General features: G+C 40.4%; 18 protein-coding genes and 1 tRNA gene. 10 read left to right on the forward strand and 9 right to left on the reverse strand.

From position 1 onward, the window contains the following. Positions 1 to 19: 19 nt before the first annotated feature. Positions 20 to 1,003, forward strand: coding sequence for a malate dehydrogenase (locus LEPBI_RS05610; RefSeq protein WP_012388143.1), 984 nt, complete (start codon positions 20 to 22; stop codon positions 1,001 to 1,003). A 163-nt stretch (positions 1,004 to 1,166) separates the two neighbouring features. Here LEPBI_RS05610 and LEPBI_RS05615 read toward each other — a convergent pair whose 3' ends face one another. Then, positions 1,167 to 1,838 carry an alpha/beta fold hydrolase gene (locus LEPBI_RS05615; RefSeq protein WP_012388144.1) on the reverse strand — a complete coding sequence of 224 codons (672 nt, stop codon included), beginning with the start codon at positions 1,836 to 1,838 and terminating at the stop codon, positions 1,167 to 1,169. 340 nt (positions 1,839 to 2,178) lie between these two features. Between LEPBI_RS05615 and LEPBI_RS05620 the strand changes: the two genes are divergently transcribed. Further along, positions 2,179 to 2,613, forward strand: a complete 435-nt coding sequence (locus LEPBI_RS05620; RefSeq protein WP_226992892.1) for a MarR family winged helix-turn-helix transcriptional regulator — start codon at positions 2,179 to 2,181, stop codon at positions 2,611 to 2,613. On the opposite strand, the gene prmC is transcribed toward LEPBI_RS05620, so the two are convergent. The 7 genes from prmC to fusA form a co-directional block, all read right to left on the reverse strand. After that, the gene (gene prmC / locus LEPBI_RS05625) at positions 2,561 to 3,448 is read right to left on the reverse strand and encodes a peptide chain release factor N(5)-glutamine methyltransferase (RefSeq protein WP_012388146.1); all 888 of its coding nucleotides are present in this window, start codon (positions 3,446 to 3,448) and stop codon (positions 2,561 to 2,563) included. The genes LEPBI_RS05620 and prmC overlap by 53 nt on opposite strands. Before the next feature lie 6 nt (positions 3,449 to 3,454). Further along, positions 3,455 to 3,527, reverse strand: a tRNA-Arg gene (locus LEPBI_RS05630). 2 nt (positions 3,528 to 3,529) lie between these two features. Beyond that, on the reverse strand, positions 3,530 to 4,162 hold the full coding sequence (locus LEPBI_RS05635; RefSeq protein WP_039936944.1) for a Crp/Fnr family transcriptional regulator: 633 nt from the start codon (positions 4,160 to 4,162) through the stop codon (positions 3,530 to 3,532). Positions 4,163 to 4,170: 8 nt separating this feature from the next. Continuing rightward, the gene (locus LEPBI_RS05640; protein ID WP_012388147.1) at positions 4,171 to 5,226 is read right to left on the reverse strand and encodes a tetratricopeptide repeat protein; all 1,056 of its coding nucleotides are present in this window, start codon (positions 5,224 to 5,226) and stop codon (positions 4,171 to 4,173) included. Positions 5,227 to 5,251: 25 nt separating this feature from the next. Continuing rightward, on the reverse strand, positions 5,252 to 6,481 hold the full coding sequence (locus LEPBI_RS05645; protein WP_012388148.1) for an amidohydrolase family protein: 1,230 nt from the start codon (positions 6,479 to 6,481) through the stop codon (positions 5,252 to 5,254). Beyond that, positions 6,478 to 7,131, reverse strand: a complete 654-nt coding sequence (locus LEPBI_RS05650) for an LIC_10271 family cell wall hydrolase (protein WP_012388149.1) — start codon at positions 7,129 to 7,131, stop codon at positions 6,478 to 6,480. The genes LEPBI_RS05645 and LEPBI_RS05650 overlap by 4 nt, the downstream gene beginning before the upstream one ends. 101 nt (positions 7,132 to 7,232) lie before the next feature. Next, the gene (gene fusA / locus LEPBI_RS05655) at positions 7,233 to 9,353 is read right to left on the reverse strand and encodes an elongation factor G (RefSeq protein ID WP_012388150.1); all 2,121 of its coding nucleotides are present in this window, start codon (positions 9,351 to 9,353) and stop codon (positions 7,233 to 7,235) included. Between the two features lie 126 nt (positions 9,354 to 9,479). Between fusA and LEPBI_RS05660 the strand changes: the two genes are divergently transcribed. The 5 genes from LEPBI_RS05660 (at position 9,480) to LEPBI_RS05680 (ending at position 14,289) form a co-directional block, all read left to right on the forward strand. Beyond that, complete coding sequence (locus LEPBI_RS05660) at positions 9,480 to 11,006, forward strand: TrkH family potassium uptake protein (RefSeq protein WP_012388151.1); 1,527 nt, start codon at positions 9,480 to 9,482, stop codon at positions 11,004 to 11,006. Positions 11,007 to 11,075: 69 nt separating this feature from the next. Continuing rightward, complete coding sequence (locus LEPBI_RS05665; RefSeq protein WP_226992893.1) at positions 11,076 to 12,086, forward strand: hypothetical protein; 1,011 nt, start codon at positions 11,076 to 11,078, stop codon at positions 12,084 to 12,086. Beyond that, the gene (locus LEPBI_RS05670; protein ID WP_012388153.1) at positions 12,083 to 12,982 is read left to right on the forward strand and encodes a decaprenyl-phosphate phosphoribosyltransferase; all 900 of its coding nucleotides are present in this window, start codon (positions 12,083 to 12,085) and stop codon (positions 12,980 to 12,982) included. The genes LEPBI_RS05665 and LEPBI_RS05670 overlap by 4 nt, the downstream gene beginning before the upstream one ends. A gap of 2 nt (positions 12,983 to 12,984) precedes the next feature. Continuing rightward, positions 12,985 to 13,497: a TlpA family protein disulfide reductase gene (locus LEPBI_RS05675; RefSeq protein WP_012388154.1), complete on the forward strand. Its 513-nt coding sequence runs from the start codon at positions 12,985 to 12,987 to the stop codon at positions 13,495 to 13,497. Between the two features lie 18 nt (positions 13,498 to 13,515). Continuing rightward, positions 13,516 to 14,289 (forward strand): hypothetical protein, encoded by a 774-nt coding sequence (locus LEPBI_RS05680; protein ID WP_012388155.1) that lies wholly within the window; start codon positions 13,516 to 13,518, stop codon positions 14,287 to 14,289. A gap of 28 nt (positions 14,290 to 14,317) precedes the next feature. On the opposite strand, the gene LEPBI_RS05685 is transcribed toward LEPBI_RS05680, so the two are convergent. Continuing rightward, entirely contained in the window at positions 14,318 to 15,193 is an 876-nt protein-coding gene (locus LEPBI_RS05685; RefSeq protein ID WP_012388156.1) for a hypothetical protein, read from the reverse strand. A gap of 57 nt (positions 15,194 to 15,250) precedes the next feature. Between LEPBI_RS05685 and LEPBI_RS05690 the strand changes: the two genes are divergently transcribed. From LEPBI_RS05690 to cysK, 3 genes are all read left to right on the forward strand, one after another. Continuing rightward, positions 15,251 to 15,799: a polyhydroxyalkanoate synthesis regulator DNA-binding domain-containing protein gene (locus LEPBI_RS05690; RefSeq protein WP_012388157.1), complete on the forward strand. Its 549-nt coding sequence runs from the start codon at positions 15,251 to 15,253 to the stop codon at positions 15,797 to 15,799. 41 nt (positions 15,800 to 15,840) lie between these two features. Then, positions 15,841 to 16,725: a HEAT repeat domain-containing protein gene (locus tag LEPBI_RS05695; RefSeq protein ID WP_012476205.1), complete on the forward strand. Its 885-nt coding sequence runs from the start codon at positions 15,841 to 15,843 to the stop codon at positions 16,723 to 16,725. 66 nt (positions 16,726 to 16,791) lie between these two features. Next, on the forward strand, positions 16,792 to 17,706 hold the full coding sequence (cysK, locus tag LEPBI_RS05700; protein ID WP_012388159.1) for a cysteine synthase A: 915 nt from the start codon (positions 16,792 to 16,794) through the stop codon (positions 17,704 to 17,706). Positions 17,707 to 17,738: the final 32 nt, after the last annotated feature.

Here is a 17,738-nt window from a genome sequence, read left to right on the forward strand (position 1 = left end):
ACCAAAAAGGAAAAATTATATGAGCAAAAAAGTGAAAGTTGCTGTAACAGGTGCAGCCGGACAAATCGGATATGCACTTTTATTTCGTATCGCTTCAGGACAAATGTTCGGACCTGACACGGCCGTAGAACTCCAGTTATTGGAACTAGAACAAGCAATCCCTGCGGCAAAAGGTGTCATCATGGAATTGGATGACTGTGCATTTCCTTTACTTGAAAAAGTATCCGTATCATCTAATATTGATGAAGCATTCCGAGACATCAACTGGGCACTCCTCGTGGGATCCGTTCCAAGGAAAGCCGGTATGGAACGTGGGGACCTTCTTAAAATCAATGGTGGTATTTTTACAACCCAAGGGAAAGCGATCGAAAAAAATGCTGCAAGTGATGTAAGAGTTCTCGTAGTTGGAAACCCTTGTAACACAAACGCACTCATTGCTATGAACAATGCAAAAGGTGTTCCGTCTGACAGATGGTTTGCGATGACTGGTCTTGATGAAAACCGTGCAAAAACACAATTGGCACAGAAAGCTGGTGTTCTCGTAAAAGACGTATCCAACGTTGCGATTTGGGGGAACCACTCTGCCACCCAATACCCTGACTTTTTTAATGCAAAAGTGAATGGAAAACCGGCAACTGACGTGATCAGTGACCACGATTGGCTAAAAGGAGATTTCATCTCTACCGTACAAAAACGTGGTGCGGCCATCATTGCTGCAAGAGGTGCTTCTTCTGCGGCGTCTGCTGCCAATGCAGTGGTAGACACGGTGCATAACATTGTCACTCCAACAAAACCTGGCGACTGGTTCAGTGCTGCTTGCCACTCTAATGGTGAATACGGTGTGGACAAAGGCCTAATCTTTGGATACCCTTTGAAGTCCGATGGAAAAAAAGTAGAGATCGTAACTGGTCTTGAAATCAATGCCTTTGGTAAGGAAAAATTTGACATCACTCACAATGAGTTAAAAGAAGAAAGAAACGAAGTAAAAGATATGTTAGGTTAAGAGAAAAAAACCTATCTTTCCTATAGAATTTTTTTATAGGGAATTTGTTTCCTAAAACAAAACCCACTTGGCACTCTTTGTTCCAGTGGGTTTTTTTATAAGTACTACAAAAAAACTTTTGTAGACTCTCATCCATTTTCAATTTACGAAAAAGATTTTTCCATCATTCCATCTCCATGGCTTCGATAAAACGTTTTGGATTTTCGAAAAATGGCAAATGCCCGCAGAAATCAATCACCGTACGTTTCACTTTTGGAAATCGATCGATGATTTTATCCCAAGTATAATAGGGAGCTACCTGGAAATCATACTTTCCGAGAATGAGTTTGATCGGCAGATGGATGGTTGTAAGGTAGTCTTCCACATTGATTTCCACAAACAGTTTGCCAAACAAATGATCAAAGGCCAGTTTATTTGTCTTCACACCCTCCCAAAAGCGCGTAGAATCAACCGAGAGATCATAAAACCCCAATGCATCTTGGCTCACACAGTACAAATTGAAAAAGTCCTGAAGTCCCTCTGGATGGGATTGGATTAGGGATTGAAAATTCGTTTGCAGTTTTTTGTGTTTTTCTTTGCGGTCAAAATTTGCCAAACGTTCAAAGTATGTCTCTCTTTCTTGTAAGGGAGCTCCATGGTTTGGACCCGTAGCCACCATCATCACTTCCGTCACTTGGGTTGGGAATTGTTTGGCATACGCAAGAGCCATATACCCATGTCCGGAGTGACCAATGACGGGGCAGGGAGGGATTTGTAATTGGTTTTGGAACGAAGAAAAATCAGAGAGCACTGAATCAAAATGGTAAAGAGATTCGGTTTCTTCCGCTTCATCCAATCGTTTGGCAAACCCCTGTGGTCAACGATGGTGATTTTGAATGCTTCTGCCAAAGTATCGGGGATCACCCTTGGGTAATAAACTGCACTTCCCAACCAAAATAAATGGGGACCATTTGACTCATTTGTTGCGACAAGAAAAGAAAATCCATCCTTCTCGATTGTTTTGTATTTCCATTCCATACCATTCCCTCGGTGTTATATTCTTAGATCTGTCTTTGGTCAGACCAAAAACCAGATAGTTGCAATATGCAACAATATGGTTGTATATTGCAACTAAAAAACTTGTCAAAAATTGAATGGTTCTCTATCATTGAATGATGATCGAAACCTTTTCTTTTTTGGGCATCCACCTTAGCGATACATTACTGCAAATGAGACGGTATCTTTCCTATGAATTTGAACTAAAGAAAGTAGGGATGAAATTTGAGGAATGGATCCAAATCCTACCGATCACAAAGGAAGAAGGACTCAATCAAAAACAACTGAGTGAACGGTTGGCAAAGGATAAAACTACGATTTCCAGAATGGTGGATGGATGGGTGAAAAAAGGTTGGGTGAAACGGATCCAAACAAGGGAAGACAAACGGGTATTTGGTTTGGTACTGACTGGGAAAGGAAAGTTGATTTGGGAAAAAGGCTTACCAGTCGTGCGAGATGCGGACCAAATTTTCAAAAAGAATTTAAGTGAAGAAAATGAAAAAGAACTGTATATGATTCTATTTAAGATCCAATCTTCGCTTCAGTTTTCAGAAACAAAAAACGTTCCTTATTAGAACTGTCGAGGATCCGACGTTCCGAAACAAATCCCAAGGAAATAGCCAATGATTCTAACTCATGGATGTAGTTTGGATGCGTTTCCATTAAAAACCAACCACCAGGTTTTAATCTTTGTTTGGCGGATAAAAATAGGGCACGATGGAATTCGATGATATCACTGACAAATAGAGCGAGGTGAGGTTCGTAATCCAACACATCTGGCATAATGTCCTTTTTTTCAGAATCAGGGATATAGGGAGGATTCGAAACAATGATATCAAAACGTAAGTGATTGGGAAGGGATTCATCTAAATTGGAAACATAAAATTGAATGCCAGTGAGTTGGTATTTTTCGGCATTGGCTTTGCTTTGTTGGATCGCTTCTTCCGAAATATCAGATAATACCACCGCCTTGGGTTCTAGAAGTTGGGAAAGACTAAGACCGATACATCCACTTCCCGAACATAAGTCCCAGATTTGAAACCCATCAGGAAATTCGGTTCTTAGGGTTTCTTTTTGTTTGAAAAGAAAATCCACGAGTTCTTCGGTTTCAGGTCTTGGGATGAGGACATCTTCCGATACCAGGTATTCAAATTGATGGAATCCTTTTTTGCCTGTTATATAGGCTACGGGTTTACGTTTGCTTCGTTCGACAATGCGTTCTCTATACAGATCAATTTCTTTTTGTGAGAGTGGCATCTCAAATTGAGAATAGAGTTTGATCCGAGGGAGATTGAGGAGGTCAGAAAGGATCCATTCCGCGTCGACGCGAGGGTTTGGAATTTCTTTTTTTTCGAGAAATTCTGTGGATCGTTTGAGATAATAAAGTAGGGTTCCTGGTTGTTCCGCCATATTTTTTGCCCCCAACAGGATTCGAACCTGTGTCCCCAGTTTAGGAAACTAGTGCTCTATCCACCTGAGCTATGGGAGCGTTTACGTAGGTTTACGTTTCTGATTCACTATCCTTTGGAAATCAGAGATATTGTGAATAACAATTTTATCTGGATAGAGGTCCAGTTTCCCAGTTTTTACATATTGCATGAGGACTTTTTGGACTTCGCCTACGGGTTGTGCACACCAATTGGCAATGTCATCCACAGTCGCGGAAAGGATGATTTCATTATACACATCATTATTATACTGCTTTTCGTATAACATCACAAAGACGTCGCAGACCTTCCCGATGATATCATCCATAAGAAGGATCATGAGGCGCCTTTTTTGGTCATAAATCCGAAACGAAAAAATATGGAGTAATTTCATCGCAAGGGCAGGGTTTTTGGTCATGAGCATCTCAAAATTGGCGCGATTGAAATTCAGTGCTTTGACCTCTGTTACGGCAATGGCAGTGGCGGATCTCGGTTGTTCTTCTAAGATTGCCATTTCACCCAAAATATCCCCTGATTCCAATACATCTAAGGTTTTGATGCTTGTCCCGATGGTTTTTGTGATTTTGACTTTTCCTTCTTTGATGAGGTAAAAATCGTTCCCAGGTTCGTATTCGCAAAACAAAACTTCGTTTGGTTGGAATACCTTTCCAAATTTTCCAAACATGGCTTCCAACATTTGGTCGTTCACGATCTCCCTCCTTTGAGTTTGGATTTCGCATCTTCTGAGATACTATCATCCATTGGAGGCATCTGTGTTACCTTTTGAAAGAGTTGTTTGGATTTTTCTTTATCGCCGGAGGCTTCTGTTGCGAGAGCCAAATGGTAAAGGTTTTCTTTCAGCAAAAGTCCTTTTGGGTATCGTTTGATAAAATTGGAAAAATGAGAAATGGCACTTGGGTAATCTTTCGCTTTGAAACTCGATTTACCCATGTAAAAAAGGGAATTTTCGACAAATTGTTCTTCTTCTTGGGTCACGGAATCTGTCCGATCCGAAACCTTTTTGAATAGATCGATGGCATCCGCATACTTTCCCGCATTCATAAATGTCGATGCCTTATCGTATTGGGAAAGGATAGAATTTGGATCGACGTTCGACGTTGCATTCGGCGCTTGCACTGCCATCGTCTTCAACATCTCTTGGAGTTTCCCTGTTTGGGATCCTGGTTCCGGTTTATAAACTAACTCTTGTATGGTGAGAGGAAATGGAGTTTTTTTACGTGCAAGGTCTAGAAGTTGTTTGGCACGATCCAAGTACATTCCGTCCGGATAATGTTGGATGTATTTTTCAAATGCATAAGCCGCATGATCAAAGTTACCATTTTTATAAAAAACTTCTGCGACATTCATGAGTTCAAATGCAGGGTTCTTGGCTTCCCCTTGTCCGAGGATTTCCCTAACCTGTCTATGGACTTGCCGTAGTTGGCTTGAAAAGACTTTGAGCATTTTGATGATGAGATGGGTTTTGTCGGAGACAAATTTTTCAAATTCAGGGACTTTGAAGACAAGGACAGTCGCTGCTCCAATGACTTGTGCTGTTTCTTCTCTAGGATAACGCCCTATGGCACTCTTCACACCAAAAAACTCACCAAGTTTCACATCTTCTTTGAGTTCCACACCATTGATATTCGTGTAAGTTAGTACAACTCGGCCTTTTTGTAGTACAAAGATATCTTCTGCTTTGTCTTTCTCAAAGTAGACGATGGAACCACCTTTGTAATTACGAATTATCGGACCTGTCAACTCATGCCTCGCTTGCACTTCATTTTCAAAAATTAGGTAAAAAAGCCAAACTCTTTTTGTAACCAACACTCTCAGAAACTTGTTTCATGAGTTTTTTTGGTGAACCCGCAACCAACTTGTTTTTCCCATCAATGACAAATTCTTCTGTACTCAATCCAAACTCTTGGAAGAGTGACAAAAATTCCGAAGATCCATAAATCGGATAACCATCAATCACGACCAAATCAATATGTTTCCAATGCAAATCAGAGACATTGAGTTCAGTGCTTTTTTTCTCATCATTCACAACAACAAAGTCACACTTGAGTCCAGGCATGAGGGCATTTGGATTTCCCATTCGAAAGGCTTTCCTTGGATTTTCTGTGATCATTTTGAATAAGTCTGAATCTGAGAGTTCTTCACCATACAATCCAAAGTAAATGGATTTGGCTGTCTTTATTTCTTCTAAGAAATGGTTGGATCCACTCGGGGAGGACTCTGTCCCCAAACAGACGTTAACTCCTCTTTCCAAAAACAGTTTGATATTGGTTGTTTTTCCAAAGATATGTAGGTTGGAAGTAGGGCACCATACCACGGAGGCCCCTTTTTCTGCAATTTTATCTGCTTCTTTTGGTCCAAAGGGCAAACAATGGACAAGGACAGAATGGGCGCCGAGTGCATCCATCTTCTCTAAGTAACGAAGGGATTGTTTGGAATCATCATCCAAACCTTCTGCCAAATGTGTGACAAAGGGAAGGTTTGCATGTTCTGCCATTCGGTATTCGAGCGCTGGACCTTCTCCCCAATCCAAACTATAGTTCCCAACGGAATGGGCTAAGGTATAATCCGAAATCAACTTCACTGGTAAAATCCCGCGAAAAGGATTTTGGACAAAATGAGGGATGTGATCAAAGACAGATGTCACACCTGCAAATAAGTTTTTATAGGCACCAAGGTAATAGAGTATTTCAGGATCAATTTGTTGGCGTTCTGCAAACACACCTGAACTTTTGTATAAATTATCATAGGACAACCATGATAGGTGTTTTTCTGTTCCACCCACTTTTGGCAGGTAACTGGCAAGGAGATGGTCATGGGAATTGATGAAACCAGGGTAGAGTTTTTTCCCTTTTAAGGAAATGGAAAACATAACATTGTTCGAGGGAATGGAGTCTTCTATCTTTGTGATAGTTTCCCCTGTAAAAACGATGTCCTTGGTTTCCATTTTTCCATTTTGGTACATGGACGCGGATTGTAGTAAGATGGGACGGGTCATTCATAGCCCCTTTGTAAAACCAATTCTGGATTGAGATTGGCTTTGTTTTGGTTGATTTGAAAATAAAGTCCCTTGTCTTTCGATAGGATTCCCAATCGATCTTTTGCTTTCACTTCTTGTCCCTCTGTGACTTGGATCCTTTCCAAATTTCCATACACCGAATACAGTCCATTCTCATGTTCTAAAATCACAAAGTTTTCATAACCATCCATATAATCCACATGGACCACTTTACCAGAGAAACTGGCACGAACGAGGGAAGAGGTACCTCGTTGGAATTGGATTCCTTTGTATGGGTCGTATGTGAGTTCGGAAAACTTCTTTTGGATTTTTTCTTTCTGCACAAGAGGGTAGGAAATTTTTTCTTTTATCTTTGGATCCGACGAAATGGATTTGATTTCATTGTCTTTCGGGATTCGTAATTTTTCATTTTCGTATAAATTTTCTTGGATGGTGCGACCGTTTAACTTTGCCAAGGTTTCCGGAGAAACCTTCAATTTACGTGCAATTCCATACCAGGAATCCCCTTTTGTCACACGGTAGGTAGAACCAATTCCATTCTTAGGAGATGGTTTGGGATTTTGTTTGGCGATGATCGAAGAAAAAAGGAAAACCAATCCCAAAGAAAGTAAAATGCTCTGTTTTCGCATAAAATCCCTAAGGGAAGTATCGACAGGAAAAAGGGAGAGGGCAATAAAAAAGGCGGGAGGACCCGCCTTTTCCAAAATCAATTGGTTGTAAAAACGAAGATTTATTCTTCGTCTTTGTTATTGACTTTGTATTTTTTCATGAGCTCGTCTGCTACGTTTCTTGGAACAGGAGCATACTTGGAGAATTCCATCGCAAACTCAGCCTTTCCTTGTGTCGACGAACGTAATACAGTCGAATACCCAAACATATCAGCAAGAGGAACTTCTGCTTCAATTTTCGCATAACCGTTCTCTTCTGTCGTGTTTAAGATCATACCACGTCTTTGGTTCACAGAGGCAAGGATGGCTCCTTGGAATTCTGTCGGTCCTTCCACTTCCACTCTCATGATTGGCTCAAGAATGATCGGAGCTGCTTTCGAGAATCCTTGGCGGAATCCGTAACGAGCACCAATTTGGAAGGCCATATCCGATGAATCCACATCATGGTAAGCACCGTCATTGATCACACAACGAACTCCAATGATAGGGAATCCAATGAGAGATCCTCTCTCTAAACAAGAGCGAAAACCCTTATCGCAAGAACCGATGTATTCGCGAGGGATGGATCCACCCACAATTTTATCCACGAATTCGTAGTCTTTTCCTTCTTCTTGGGGGATTGGTTCGATAAAACCTGCCACTCGAGAGAACTGACCTTGACCACCCGTTTGTTTTTTGTGTGTGTAGTCGAAATCGGCAGCCTTAGTGATGGTTTCACGGTAAGCAACTTGCGGAGCTCCTGTGACTAAATCCACTCCGTATTCCCGTTTCATACGTTCGATGTACACTTCGAGGTGGAGTTCTCCCATCCCTTTGATGATGGTTTGTCCCGACTCTTTGTCGATTTCTGTTTGGAAAGTTGGGTCTTCCTTTGTGAATCGGTTGAGAGCTTTCGCAAGGTTTGGAAGTTGTTTGGATTCTTTACATTCGATGGTAAGTGAAATCACCGGGTTTGGAACAAACATAGACTCCATCGTCACTTTTGCTTTTCCATCAGTGAAGGTATCCCCAGAGGCACAATCAATACCAAATAGAGCAACAATGTCACCTGCTTCTGCTTTTGCGATATCTTCCATATCGTTTGAGTGCATACGAACCAGACGTCCAATGTTATGGCGTTTGTTGTTTGAGGAGTTATAGATCGTCATCCCTTTTTCGAGTCTACCTTGGTAAACACGAACGTAAGTTAACTGACCGTATCGCCCGTCTTCTAATTTGAAGGCAAGGCAAACGAGTGGTTTTTCTGGATCGGATTCCAAATTGAATTCGTTTTCTTCGTTTCCAATTTCTTTTGCTTTGTTTTCCACATCGTATGGAGATGCGAGGTAATCTGCAACGCCATCAAGGAGTCTTTGTACCCCTTTGTTTTTAAACGCGGAACCCATAAATACAGGAACAAATTTCAGTGCGAGTACTCCACGACGGATCGCTTCTTTCACTCGCGCTTCAGAAGGAGTTCCTTCCAACATCTCTTCTGTGAGTTCGTCACTGAAAAGGGAAACTGCATCCAGAAGTGCCTCACGTTTTTCGTTGGCTTGGTCTTTTAACTCATCTGGGATATCAGTGATTTTGATGTCTTGTCCGTTTGGACCTTCAAAATAATATGCCTTCATCTCCACAAGGTCAACGATCCCTTTCAGGTCGTTTTCGAGTCCGATGGGAAGTTGTACTGCATGTGCGTTGAGGTGGAGTTTTTCACGAAGTTGTTCGATGACGCGCCATGGGTTCGCACCTGTTCTATCAAGTTTGTTGATAAAGGCAACACGCGGAACACTATAACGTTTCATCTGGCGGTCAACTGTAATGGACTGGGACTGAACACCCGCAACCCCACAAAGGACCATAATCGCAGAGTCAAGGACACGAAGGGAACGTTCTACTTCGATCGTGAAGTCAACGTGGCCCGGAGTGTCAATGATGTTGATGGTGATGTCTTTCCATGTCGCATACGTTGCTGCGGATTGGATTGTGATCCCTCTTTCTCGTTCGAGGTCCATACTATCCATCGTAGCACCCACACCGTCTTTTCCACGTACTTCGTGGATGGCATGGATTTTGTTCGTATAAAATAAGATACGTTCTGTAAGGGTTGTTTTCCCAGAGTCAATGTGTGCGGAAATCCCGATGTTACGGATTCTTTCCAATTTTGGATCACGTTTGGTTGCTTGCGTCGCAGAGGTCATATTTTCCTCAAAAATAAGGTTAAAGTTGAATTGATTCTACCAAAATCTGAAATGGACTGCGTTTGTAAAGTACTTGGGATTTTTGGTTAGAGGGAAAATCCTGGAGAAAGTAGAGAATAGGGAAATATGCCACTTGTTCGTTTCAAACGATTTTTTAGGACTTTGTCTTTTGCCCGCTTGGTCTGCCTGGGTTTTTTTGCGGCCATTTTCCTTGGTTCCTTTGCCCTTTATATTTCAGAAAGGGGAGAATTGTCGTATGTGGATAGCCTTTATCTATCCGCTTCCTCCATCTGTGTGACGGGTTTATCTCCCATCCCCCTTTCCGGTCTGAATCCATCTACCCATTGGATTATGTTATTTCTCATCCAACTGGGGGGCCTTGGGATCATCAGTTTTACGGTGATTGTGGGGTTTCTCATCACGAAAGGGATTTCTAGGAATGCTCGGTTCAATGCCTTTGTGGGTGCGGCCATCGACACTCAAACCGAAACTGAATCTTTGGCCACCAATGAAGTGAACCGGATTTTACTTTCTGTTATCAATATTTCCTTCTCTATCGAAATCCTCGGAGCCATTGGATTGTACCTTCACATGCCAGAAGGTGCCGAAGGGAACAATACTCGTTGGTTTTTTTCGCTCTTTACCGCTATCTCTTCATTCAATAACGCTGGTTTTTCGATCACCGATGACTTAAGTGCTTTGAGGCTCGATCCATTTTCTCTCTACATTGTTTCAGGTCTTGTGATTTTTGGAGGGATTGGATTCCCTGTCATCATCCTTTTAGAAAAAGTCCTTCTGACCATTTTTGTAAGAATTGTATACCGAATTGAAGTGGTGGCCGAAACCTTAATGATGGAAAAGGCTCTCAAAACAGGGAATGTCCCTCGGTTTTTGTTATTACCTGCACAATTCTCTGCCATATTAGAAAATCGAATTGAAGAATACAATAAACACTTACGCGGTGAAACCACACGCATCCAATCCAAACTTTTGGTGTACGGATCGTCCGCTTTGTTATTATTTGGTTTTATTGGAATTTATTTTTTGGAACGATCCAATCCCCATACCTTTCACGGAATGGATTTGGTGGATAAAATATCCAATGCTTTTTTTATGTCGGTTTGTTCGAGAACCGCTGGATTCTCCACGATGGATTTGGGGCATTTGAATGATGCGACTGTGATCATCATCACCGTACTCATGTTTATCGGTGGTGGTCCTCAGGGAACGGCCGGTGGTATTAAAATTACCACATTCGTTTTGTTACTTGCCTATTTGAAAAATGTCATCCAACCTTCGAAGCCTGTGATGTTATTTGGGGAGACCGTTTCCAAATATTCTGTTGCAGTCGCCATTCGCGTTTATTTTTTAGCAACAGTTTCTCTTGCATTTGTTTTCATTTTACTTGGAATTTTGGACCAAAACCAACATTCTCTTCATGTCATATTTTTTGAATTGATCTCATCCTTCTCAACTGTTGGTTATAGTCTGAATCTTACCTCGCAATTGGGTGACATCGAAAAATTATTTTATGCGGCTGTCATGTATGTGGGTAGGGTTGGGATTTTTACGGTTCTCATTGCTGCCACAGGCCACTCTGGAGTTCCAAAAATGGGAACCGTGGATGATGGCGTAAAAATCCAAGTGGGTTAAAATGAATTCAAAAATCAGTTTTAGTATTTTAAGGGAAAGTAAGGATTGGTAGTTGTGAGTCTAGGTATCATGAAATCGATTGATTCTTTATGGAAATCTCCAAATCTAACGAAAGAGGAAGAGGAAAAAGAAAAAACAAAGTCTGATCTGAAGGAAAGTCTCAAACGATTAGAATCGAGATTGGAATCAGCAGAGATTTTAATCACAAATTCTCAATTAGAAGATGCTAAAATTATTTTGTATCACCTGAGTTACGATTTTATCAATTTCCAGAAAAAAAGGAACAAAGAGACGCCGATCGTTCTTGGAGCCGATGTATCTGGTTTTGTGATTCCAGAATCTCCGATTAAAATCCAACCATTTCAGTTTCTAACACAACTCCCCTCCTTATCGACGTTAGACGAGGACGAAACCGATACTTACTTGGAGGAATGTTTCAATACTTATGATTTTTTGTCCCATGCGGTGGGAAAAGAAATCAAATCCATCTACAAAACTCAACTCGACGACTATCGTAAGCTTCGTCGAATTCAAATTTTTGGTTTCATTGTGATTCTCGTAACTACAATTTCTTCCTACTTGTATTACCAGTATAAATATCCAGAATTTAAGGATCAAAACATCGAGTTATATTCTTTTTTGGACAAAGAACATTCTCAGACCACAGAGGATTCTAAACTTTCCATTCCTTTGAAAAAAGAAGAAATTGGTAAATGGGTCGAACTGAGTTTCCCAATACCAGAAGCTATGAACCAGTTCGGTGGACTACGCATTGATCCTTTGCAACAAAGGGGAATTCGATTTGTTTTGGATGATTTGCAGATTCTCGATGCCACAGGAAAGATTTTATATTCGAAAAAATTTATCGTCGGCAAATCTTTATTACCAGAAGACTACCAAGATTTTTTAGCCATTGTGGATGTCAAAACCGCAGGAAAACAAGAACCTGGTGAGATTGTTGAGATGATCACTACAGGAAGAAATCCACAAATCCATTTGGTATTTCCTATGATTTACAATGCCAAAACCATCAAACTGAAAATGAAATACATAGAAGCCCATAAAGTGAAGAAAAAATGATTTATTTCTACTTAAAACTCATGCGGATCCCTCAGTGGATCAAAAATATCATCCTATTTGCTGGATTGATTTTTTCCAAACGGATTTTTGATCTGCCATCTTTGACTAAGGTCTGTTTGGCGTTCCTTTGTTTTTCTTTAGTGGCAAGTTGTCAGTATGTATTCAATGACTTCCTCGACCAAAAAGAGGATGCGAAACACCCGGAAAAAAAACATAGACCCCTTGCGAGTGGGGATTTGGATTCTGGCATTGCACTTGCCATCACAGGAGTTCTACTTCCAATTGCATTGATAGGTTCTTATAAACTTTCACCAGTTTTCTTTTACCTTACAATCTTCTATTTACTCTTCAATATGTTATATAGTAAGGTTCTCAAACACATTGTGATTTTAGATGTGATGAGTATCTCCATTGGATTTGTACTACGTGCCATCGCTGGGGCCGTTGTCATTGGAGTTGAGTTTTCTCACTGGTTACTTCTTTGTACATTCATGTTAGCTCTTTTTTGGGGATTCTCCAAACGAAGGGGAGAGATTAATATATTAAAAACAGATGCTGGCAAACATCGAAAAATATTGGAAGAGTATTCGATTGAATTCCTCGATCTGATGATGGCTGTTGTGGCAACACTAACTCTCGTTAGTTACGTAATGTATGCTGTGAGCCCTGAAACCGCAAAAAGTTTAGGAACTCCTTATATGGTGTATACAGTTCCGATTGTGGTATATGCCATTTTTCGTTCCTTGTATATCATTTATATTAAAAACATGGGCCATAACCCAACGAGGGCCATATTGACAGATGTGAGTGTTCTCGTTTCGGGTGCGATTTGGCTTGTTCTGATCTTATTTTTGATGTTTGGGAACTTATCGGGTCATCCACCAGTCTACCAATAGAGATGATGAAAATTTGGAAGCAGTTACCTTATGGCTGGAAGGTGTTTTTTGCGTTTGTTTTCTTTTTTTCGGCAACATTAGGATTTGCTTATTTTAAAGCCAGAGACACAAATCCCTCTGTTCCGATCGAAGCACTCGCCACGACACCTACAGAAGCAAATTCCTGGAAAGGACACCCAAAGGTTGTGTATTTTTGGGCTACTTGGTGTACGGTTTGTAAGGCTTATACTCCCATCCTCGAAGCGAATTTAAAATTTTTACCCAAAGAGACCCTGTTTTTGTCCGTATTGGAATCCGAAGATTCGGAAGAAACCAAGGAAATTCTCTCACAATTATCCACTGATTCTCCTTATCCCATTTACACCGCCGATTATCGGATGTTAAAAGAGTGGAGGATCTCAGCCTATCCTACGACTTTATTTCTAAACCGAGAGGGAAAGGTGATCTTTGCCGATTCTGGAATTTTGAGTCCCTTAGGATTTTGGCTCCGTTCTTTTCTGTTGCGCTTTTTTTAGAATGTCGATGATTACAACATGGACTCGAGTTTCAAACCCAAACCTCTTCTGAATAAGTCGGAACTCCGACAAATCAAACGAAGTAAAACTAGGGTAGAAGGGAAAAAGGTCATCACTGATGACGTCAAAAAACTAAAATCCCTAAAAGTCACCCCCGAACTCAGTTTCCAAGAATCCATTGATTATTACAAAGAACCAATTTGGATCGAATATTACATTCCCAAAGAATCTAGATTTGCGTTTGAAACCAAGTATCTTTTCATCTTACTTGTAGATCCCAAAATCACAGACGAAGAATGTGATTTGGCCAGAAAACAAGCAGCGGAAAAAGGAGAGATTGTTGATATATTTGCTTATATGGAATCTCATCCAGAATCGATTAGACTCATTGAAGATTCTTATCATTCTACAATCTCAATGCACGAATCCATCCATCATATTTATCGAAGTTACAAAGAGACGGGTGCAACCGAAGATTTAAAAACTGCCTGTTACCTTACAGAAGCATTACTCAAATATGAACCAACCATCGCAGGATTGACATACTTTCGCGACTATAGTATTTATAATTTGAATTATTGGATTCGCACTTTGAATCGATTGAAAATTGATTTTGCTTTAGAAGATGCAACCGTATCCTTACTCATCAAAAGAAGGAATGAAATTTGGGAATTGGAGAATCGAGTCGAAGATGAAGACTTCGACTTATTAGCAGCTTTATTTTTTGAACAAGCTTTCCCAAACCGAGGTGCTGGTGAACTTTCCAGTGATGATATGTTGTTGTTCGAATGAATGGGGTCATTCCATTCATTACGTTCGTTTAAAATAACTCCAACCAACGAAATAAATCAATCCGATCCATGGTTTCCAAATAAAGTGAATGTGGACTCGCAGAAACAATATTTGTTTCCATTTGTTTCATAGAGACAGGAATTAATTTTTCTTGGAAGGAAAAACTTAGTTTTGAGACGGATCGAGAAGTTTCTTTCCAGGATTTGATCTCTTCTGAGTCTTCAGAGAGTGGAAAACTTTCCAAAAATACTTTCCAAAAATCTTTTTTGTCAACGAGGACTTCAGAAATTCCACTGATACCCATTTTTAAATCACGATACAAATGTTCTTTAAAAAAATCTTTGATCCCGATGGACAAAAAGGCTCTTTCTCCTTTGATTTTTTGTAACTGAGGGACTAAGTTTTTTGCATCTAATTGATCCCAATCCAAAATCAAAAAATGGCATGGACCAACTAACAATCTTTTCATTAAAAATTCAGAATTTCCTTCTGTATAAACTTTGTAACCCATCGATTTTAATAAAAGGGAAATGTTTTGATCAAGAATTTGATTTTTGGTAAAAACCACCCATGTTAATTTTTTTTCTACCAATGTTTGGGTAGGGAAAGTATAAATTTTTTGAAACGGTTTGTCCCATAACATAGAGACTCCAGCAAACTGGTAAGTTTGTTTTTCCTCAGAAGAAAATTTCCCACATAATATTGGTTCTATGCTCCAATCTAAAAGTTCTTTTGCTAATTCTGGGGAGGGTTTCGAAAACATTCGGACTGAGTTTGGGAAATCCTTCCAATTTTTACTTGTACATTCTTTCACTACGAGTCCATTCACTTGTAACCATGAAAGAAGGAGATCTTTTTCTGGTTCAGGAAGTTGTGTCAAAACGGCACCGAATAGTGAGTCCATACGATTGTATTTTAGTTGACCCCCTAGGCTTGAAAGTCATTTTAAAAAGCATCTCCAATGAAGCTACTCAAGCGATACGCAAACCGCAGGCTCTATGATCCAGAAACAAGTTCCACGATCACCTTAGAAGATGTGGCAAAGATGATCATCGGCGGAGAAGAGATCAAAGTCCAAGACAATCTTTCGGGAGAAGACATCACTCCTAAAATCCTCGGCCAAACATTTTTGAAAGTAAGCCTTGGCCAAAGGAACGAAGATTTTTCGAATTTTATGTTAACCTCACTGATTCGGGAAACAGGCCGAGATGTTTCGGGGCTTTTTGAACGGCTGGTTCTCGGAGGGATTGGTGCCAATTACCTGACCCGGGAACGACTGGAAAAAATTGTGAATTCAATGGTAGAATTGGGTGAATTAAAGGAAGTTGATTTTAGCCTCTACCGAGAAGATTTGCTCCGCAAAATGGCGTCTCGTGCGAGCGAAAAAAAGGAACAAATCCAAAAGGATTTGGAAAAATTCAGCCAATCGATTTTGGAAGAAGACAAAGCCACACTCGGTGACCTTTCTGAAAAATTAAAAGAAGTCGCAGAAAAATTAAAAGAAAATTAACCAAAATCGGTTACAATGTCCTCCGATTTCGGGGGAAATGAATGAAATTCCAATATGTTCTTTTGTTACTTGTACTTACCAGTGGGAGCGTTTTCTCAGAACAAGACGAAGTATTTTTTGAAACCCAGAGGAAACGTTTATCTTCTTCTGATATTTTTGAAATTCGAGATGCGATCGATCGTCTAACCTTTATTAAATCCAATCGAGGGATGAGGGATATCCTTTCTGCCTTGGAAGGTACACCTAATTTCCCTACGAGTGAGAACAATGCTCCCGCTGTTAAGTTTTATGCAGCAAGAGCTCTTGCCAAAAAAGGTGACAGAATTGCCATACCTGTCCTAATCAAAACGTTTCAAAACGAGTCATCCTCTCTTGTCGAATACAATCGCCCAAAAACACGAAAGATCAGTGATGGAGTCGGCAATCGGTTTTCCAATGCGAGCCCCTACTTTTATGAAGACGGTGAAATTTCAATGGTTTTGGCATGCGGAGAAATCTTACGCACATTAGGTTCTTTACCTCATACGGAAGCTTCGGAAACAACGATTAAACAGGCTTTGTCCCACCCGAATTTTTATATCAGAAGTTCGGCTGCTGATGCCATGTATGAATCCAATCGAAAAGAATATCTTGCCACACTTACCGAAGCACTCGGTAAAGAACAAGTTCCTTATGCGAAAATTTCGATTTTGGCAGGCATTGTTGGGATTGAACGATTGCCAAACCAGAATTTCAAAGTGGTGACGGAAATGTTATCGGACTTGGACCCTGAGGTGAGAAAAAAAGCTTCTTTAGGTTTACGACGATTGGATCTCCGCATTGCCGCACCTTACTTAGAAAAGGCGATCGAAGTGGAAAATCATCCATCTGTGTTTGCACAGATGAAGGAAGACCTTTCCTTTTTGATTTCGTTTCGTAACCCCTGATTCCCAATGATTTCATTGTGGACAAATCTAGATTTTCTTTCAAAATGTGACTGAAACGGAGAAATTATGAAATTTAATAGTATTTTAGATGCCATAGGCAATACACCACATATTCGATTGTCTCGTTTATTTGGAACCGATCACGAAGTATATATGAAGTTAGAGAGACAAAATCCAGGTGGATCCATCAAGGATCGGATTGCTCTTGCGATGATCGAAGACGCAGAAAAATCTGGAAAATTAAAAAAAGATTCAATCATCGTGGAGCCAACTTCTGGAAATACAGGAATTGGCCTTGCGATGGTTGCAGCTGTCAAAGGTTATGCGATCACACTTGTGATGCCAGAACATATGTCCGTGGAAAGAAGACGAATCATGGCGGCATACGGTGCAAAATTTGAGCTCACTCCAAGAGAGAAAGGTATGCCTGGCGCGATTGCCAAAGCACAAGAAATGGTAGCGGCAAATCCAAATGCTTGGATGCCACAACAGTTTGAAAACGAGGCGAATATCCAAGTACACAGAGAAAAAACCGCAGAAGAAATCGCTAAAGATTTTCCAGATGGTTTGGACTATATCATTACAGGAGTTGGAACTGGTGGGCATATTACTGGTTGTGCAGAAAATTTGAAAAAACGTTTTCCAAAACTCAAAGTTTTTGCTGTGGAACCAGAAGGTTCTCCTGTTCTCAGCGGTGGTAAACCCGGCCCACATCCACTCCAAGGGATTGGTGCTGGTTTCATTCCTAAAAACTGTAAAACTGAATTATTAGATGGAATCATCACTGTCGGTAAAGAAGAGTCATTTACCATGGCTGTCCTTGCTGCCAAAAAAGAAGGGATCTTCATCGGAACATCGTCCGGCGCAAGTCTTGCTGCCGTTTCTAAAAAATTAAAAGAAATCCCAGCAGGATCCAAAGTTCTCACTTTCTGTTACGATACAGGAGAAAGATACTTATCTGTTGAAGGACTTTTCGTTTAATTTTCGTTTGATGGGATTTTAAAATCACCAAT

This window comes from Leptospira biflexa serovar Patoc strain 'Patoc 1 (Paris)' (genome assembly GCF_000017685.1).
GTDB classification, from domain to species: Bacteria; Spirochaetota; Leptospiria; order Leptospirales; family Leptospiraceae; genus Leptospira_A; species Leptospira_A biflexa.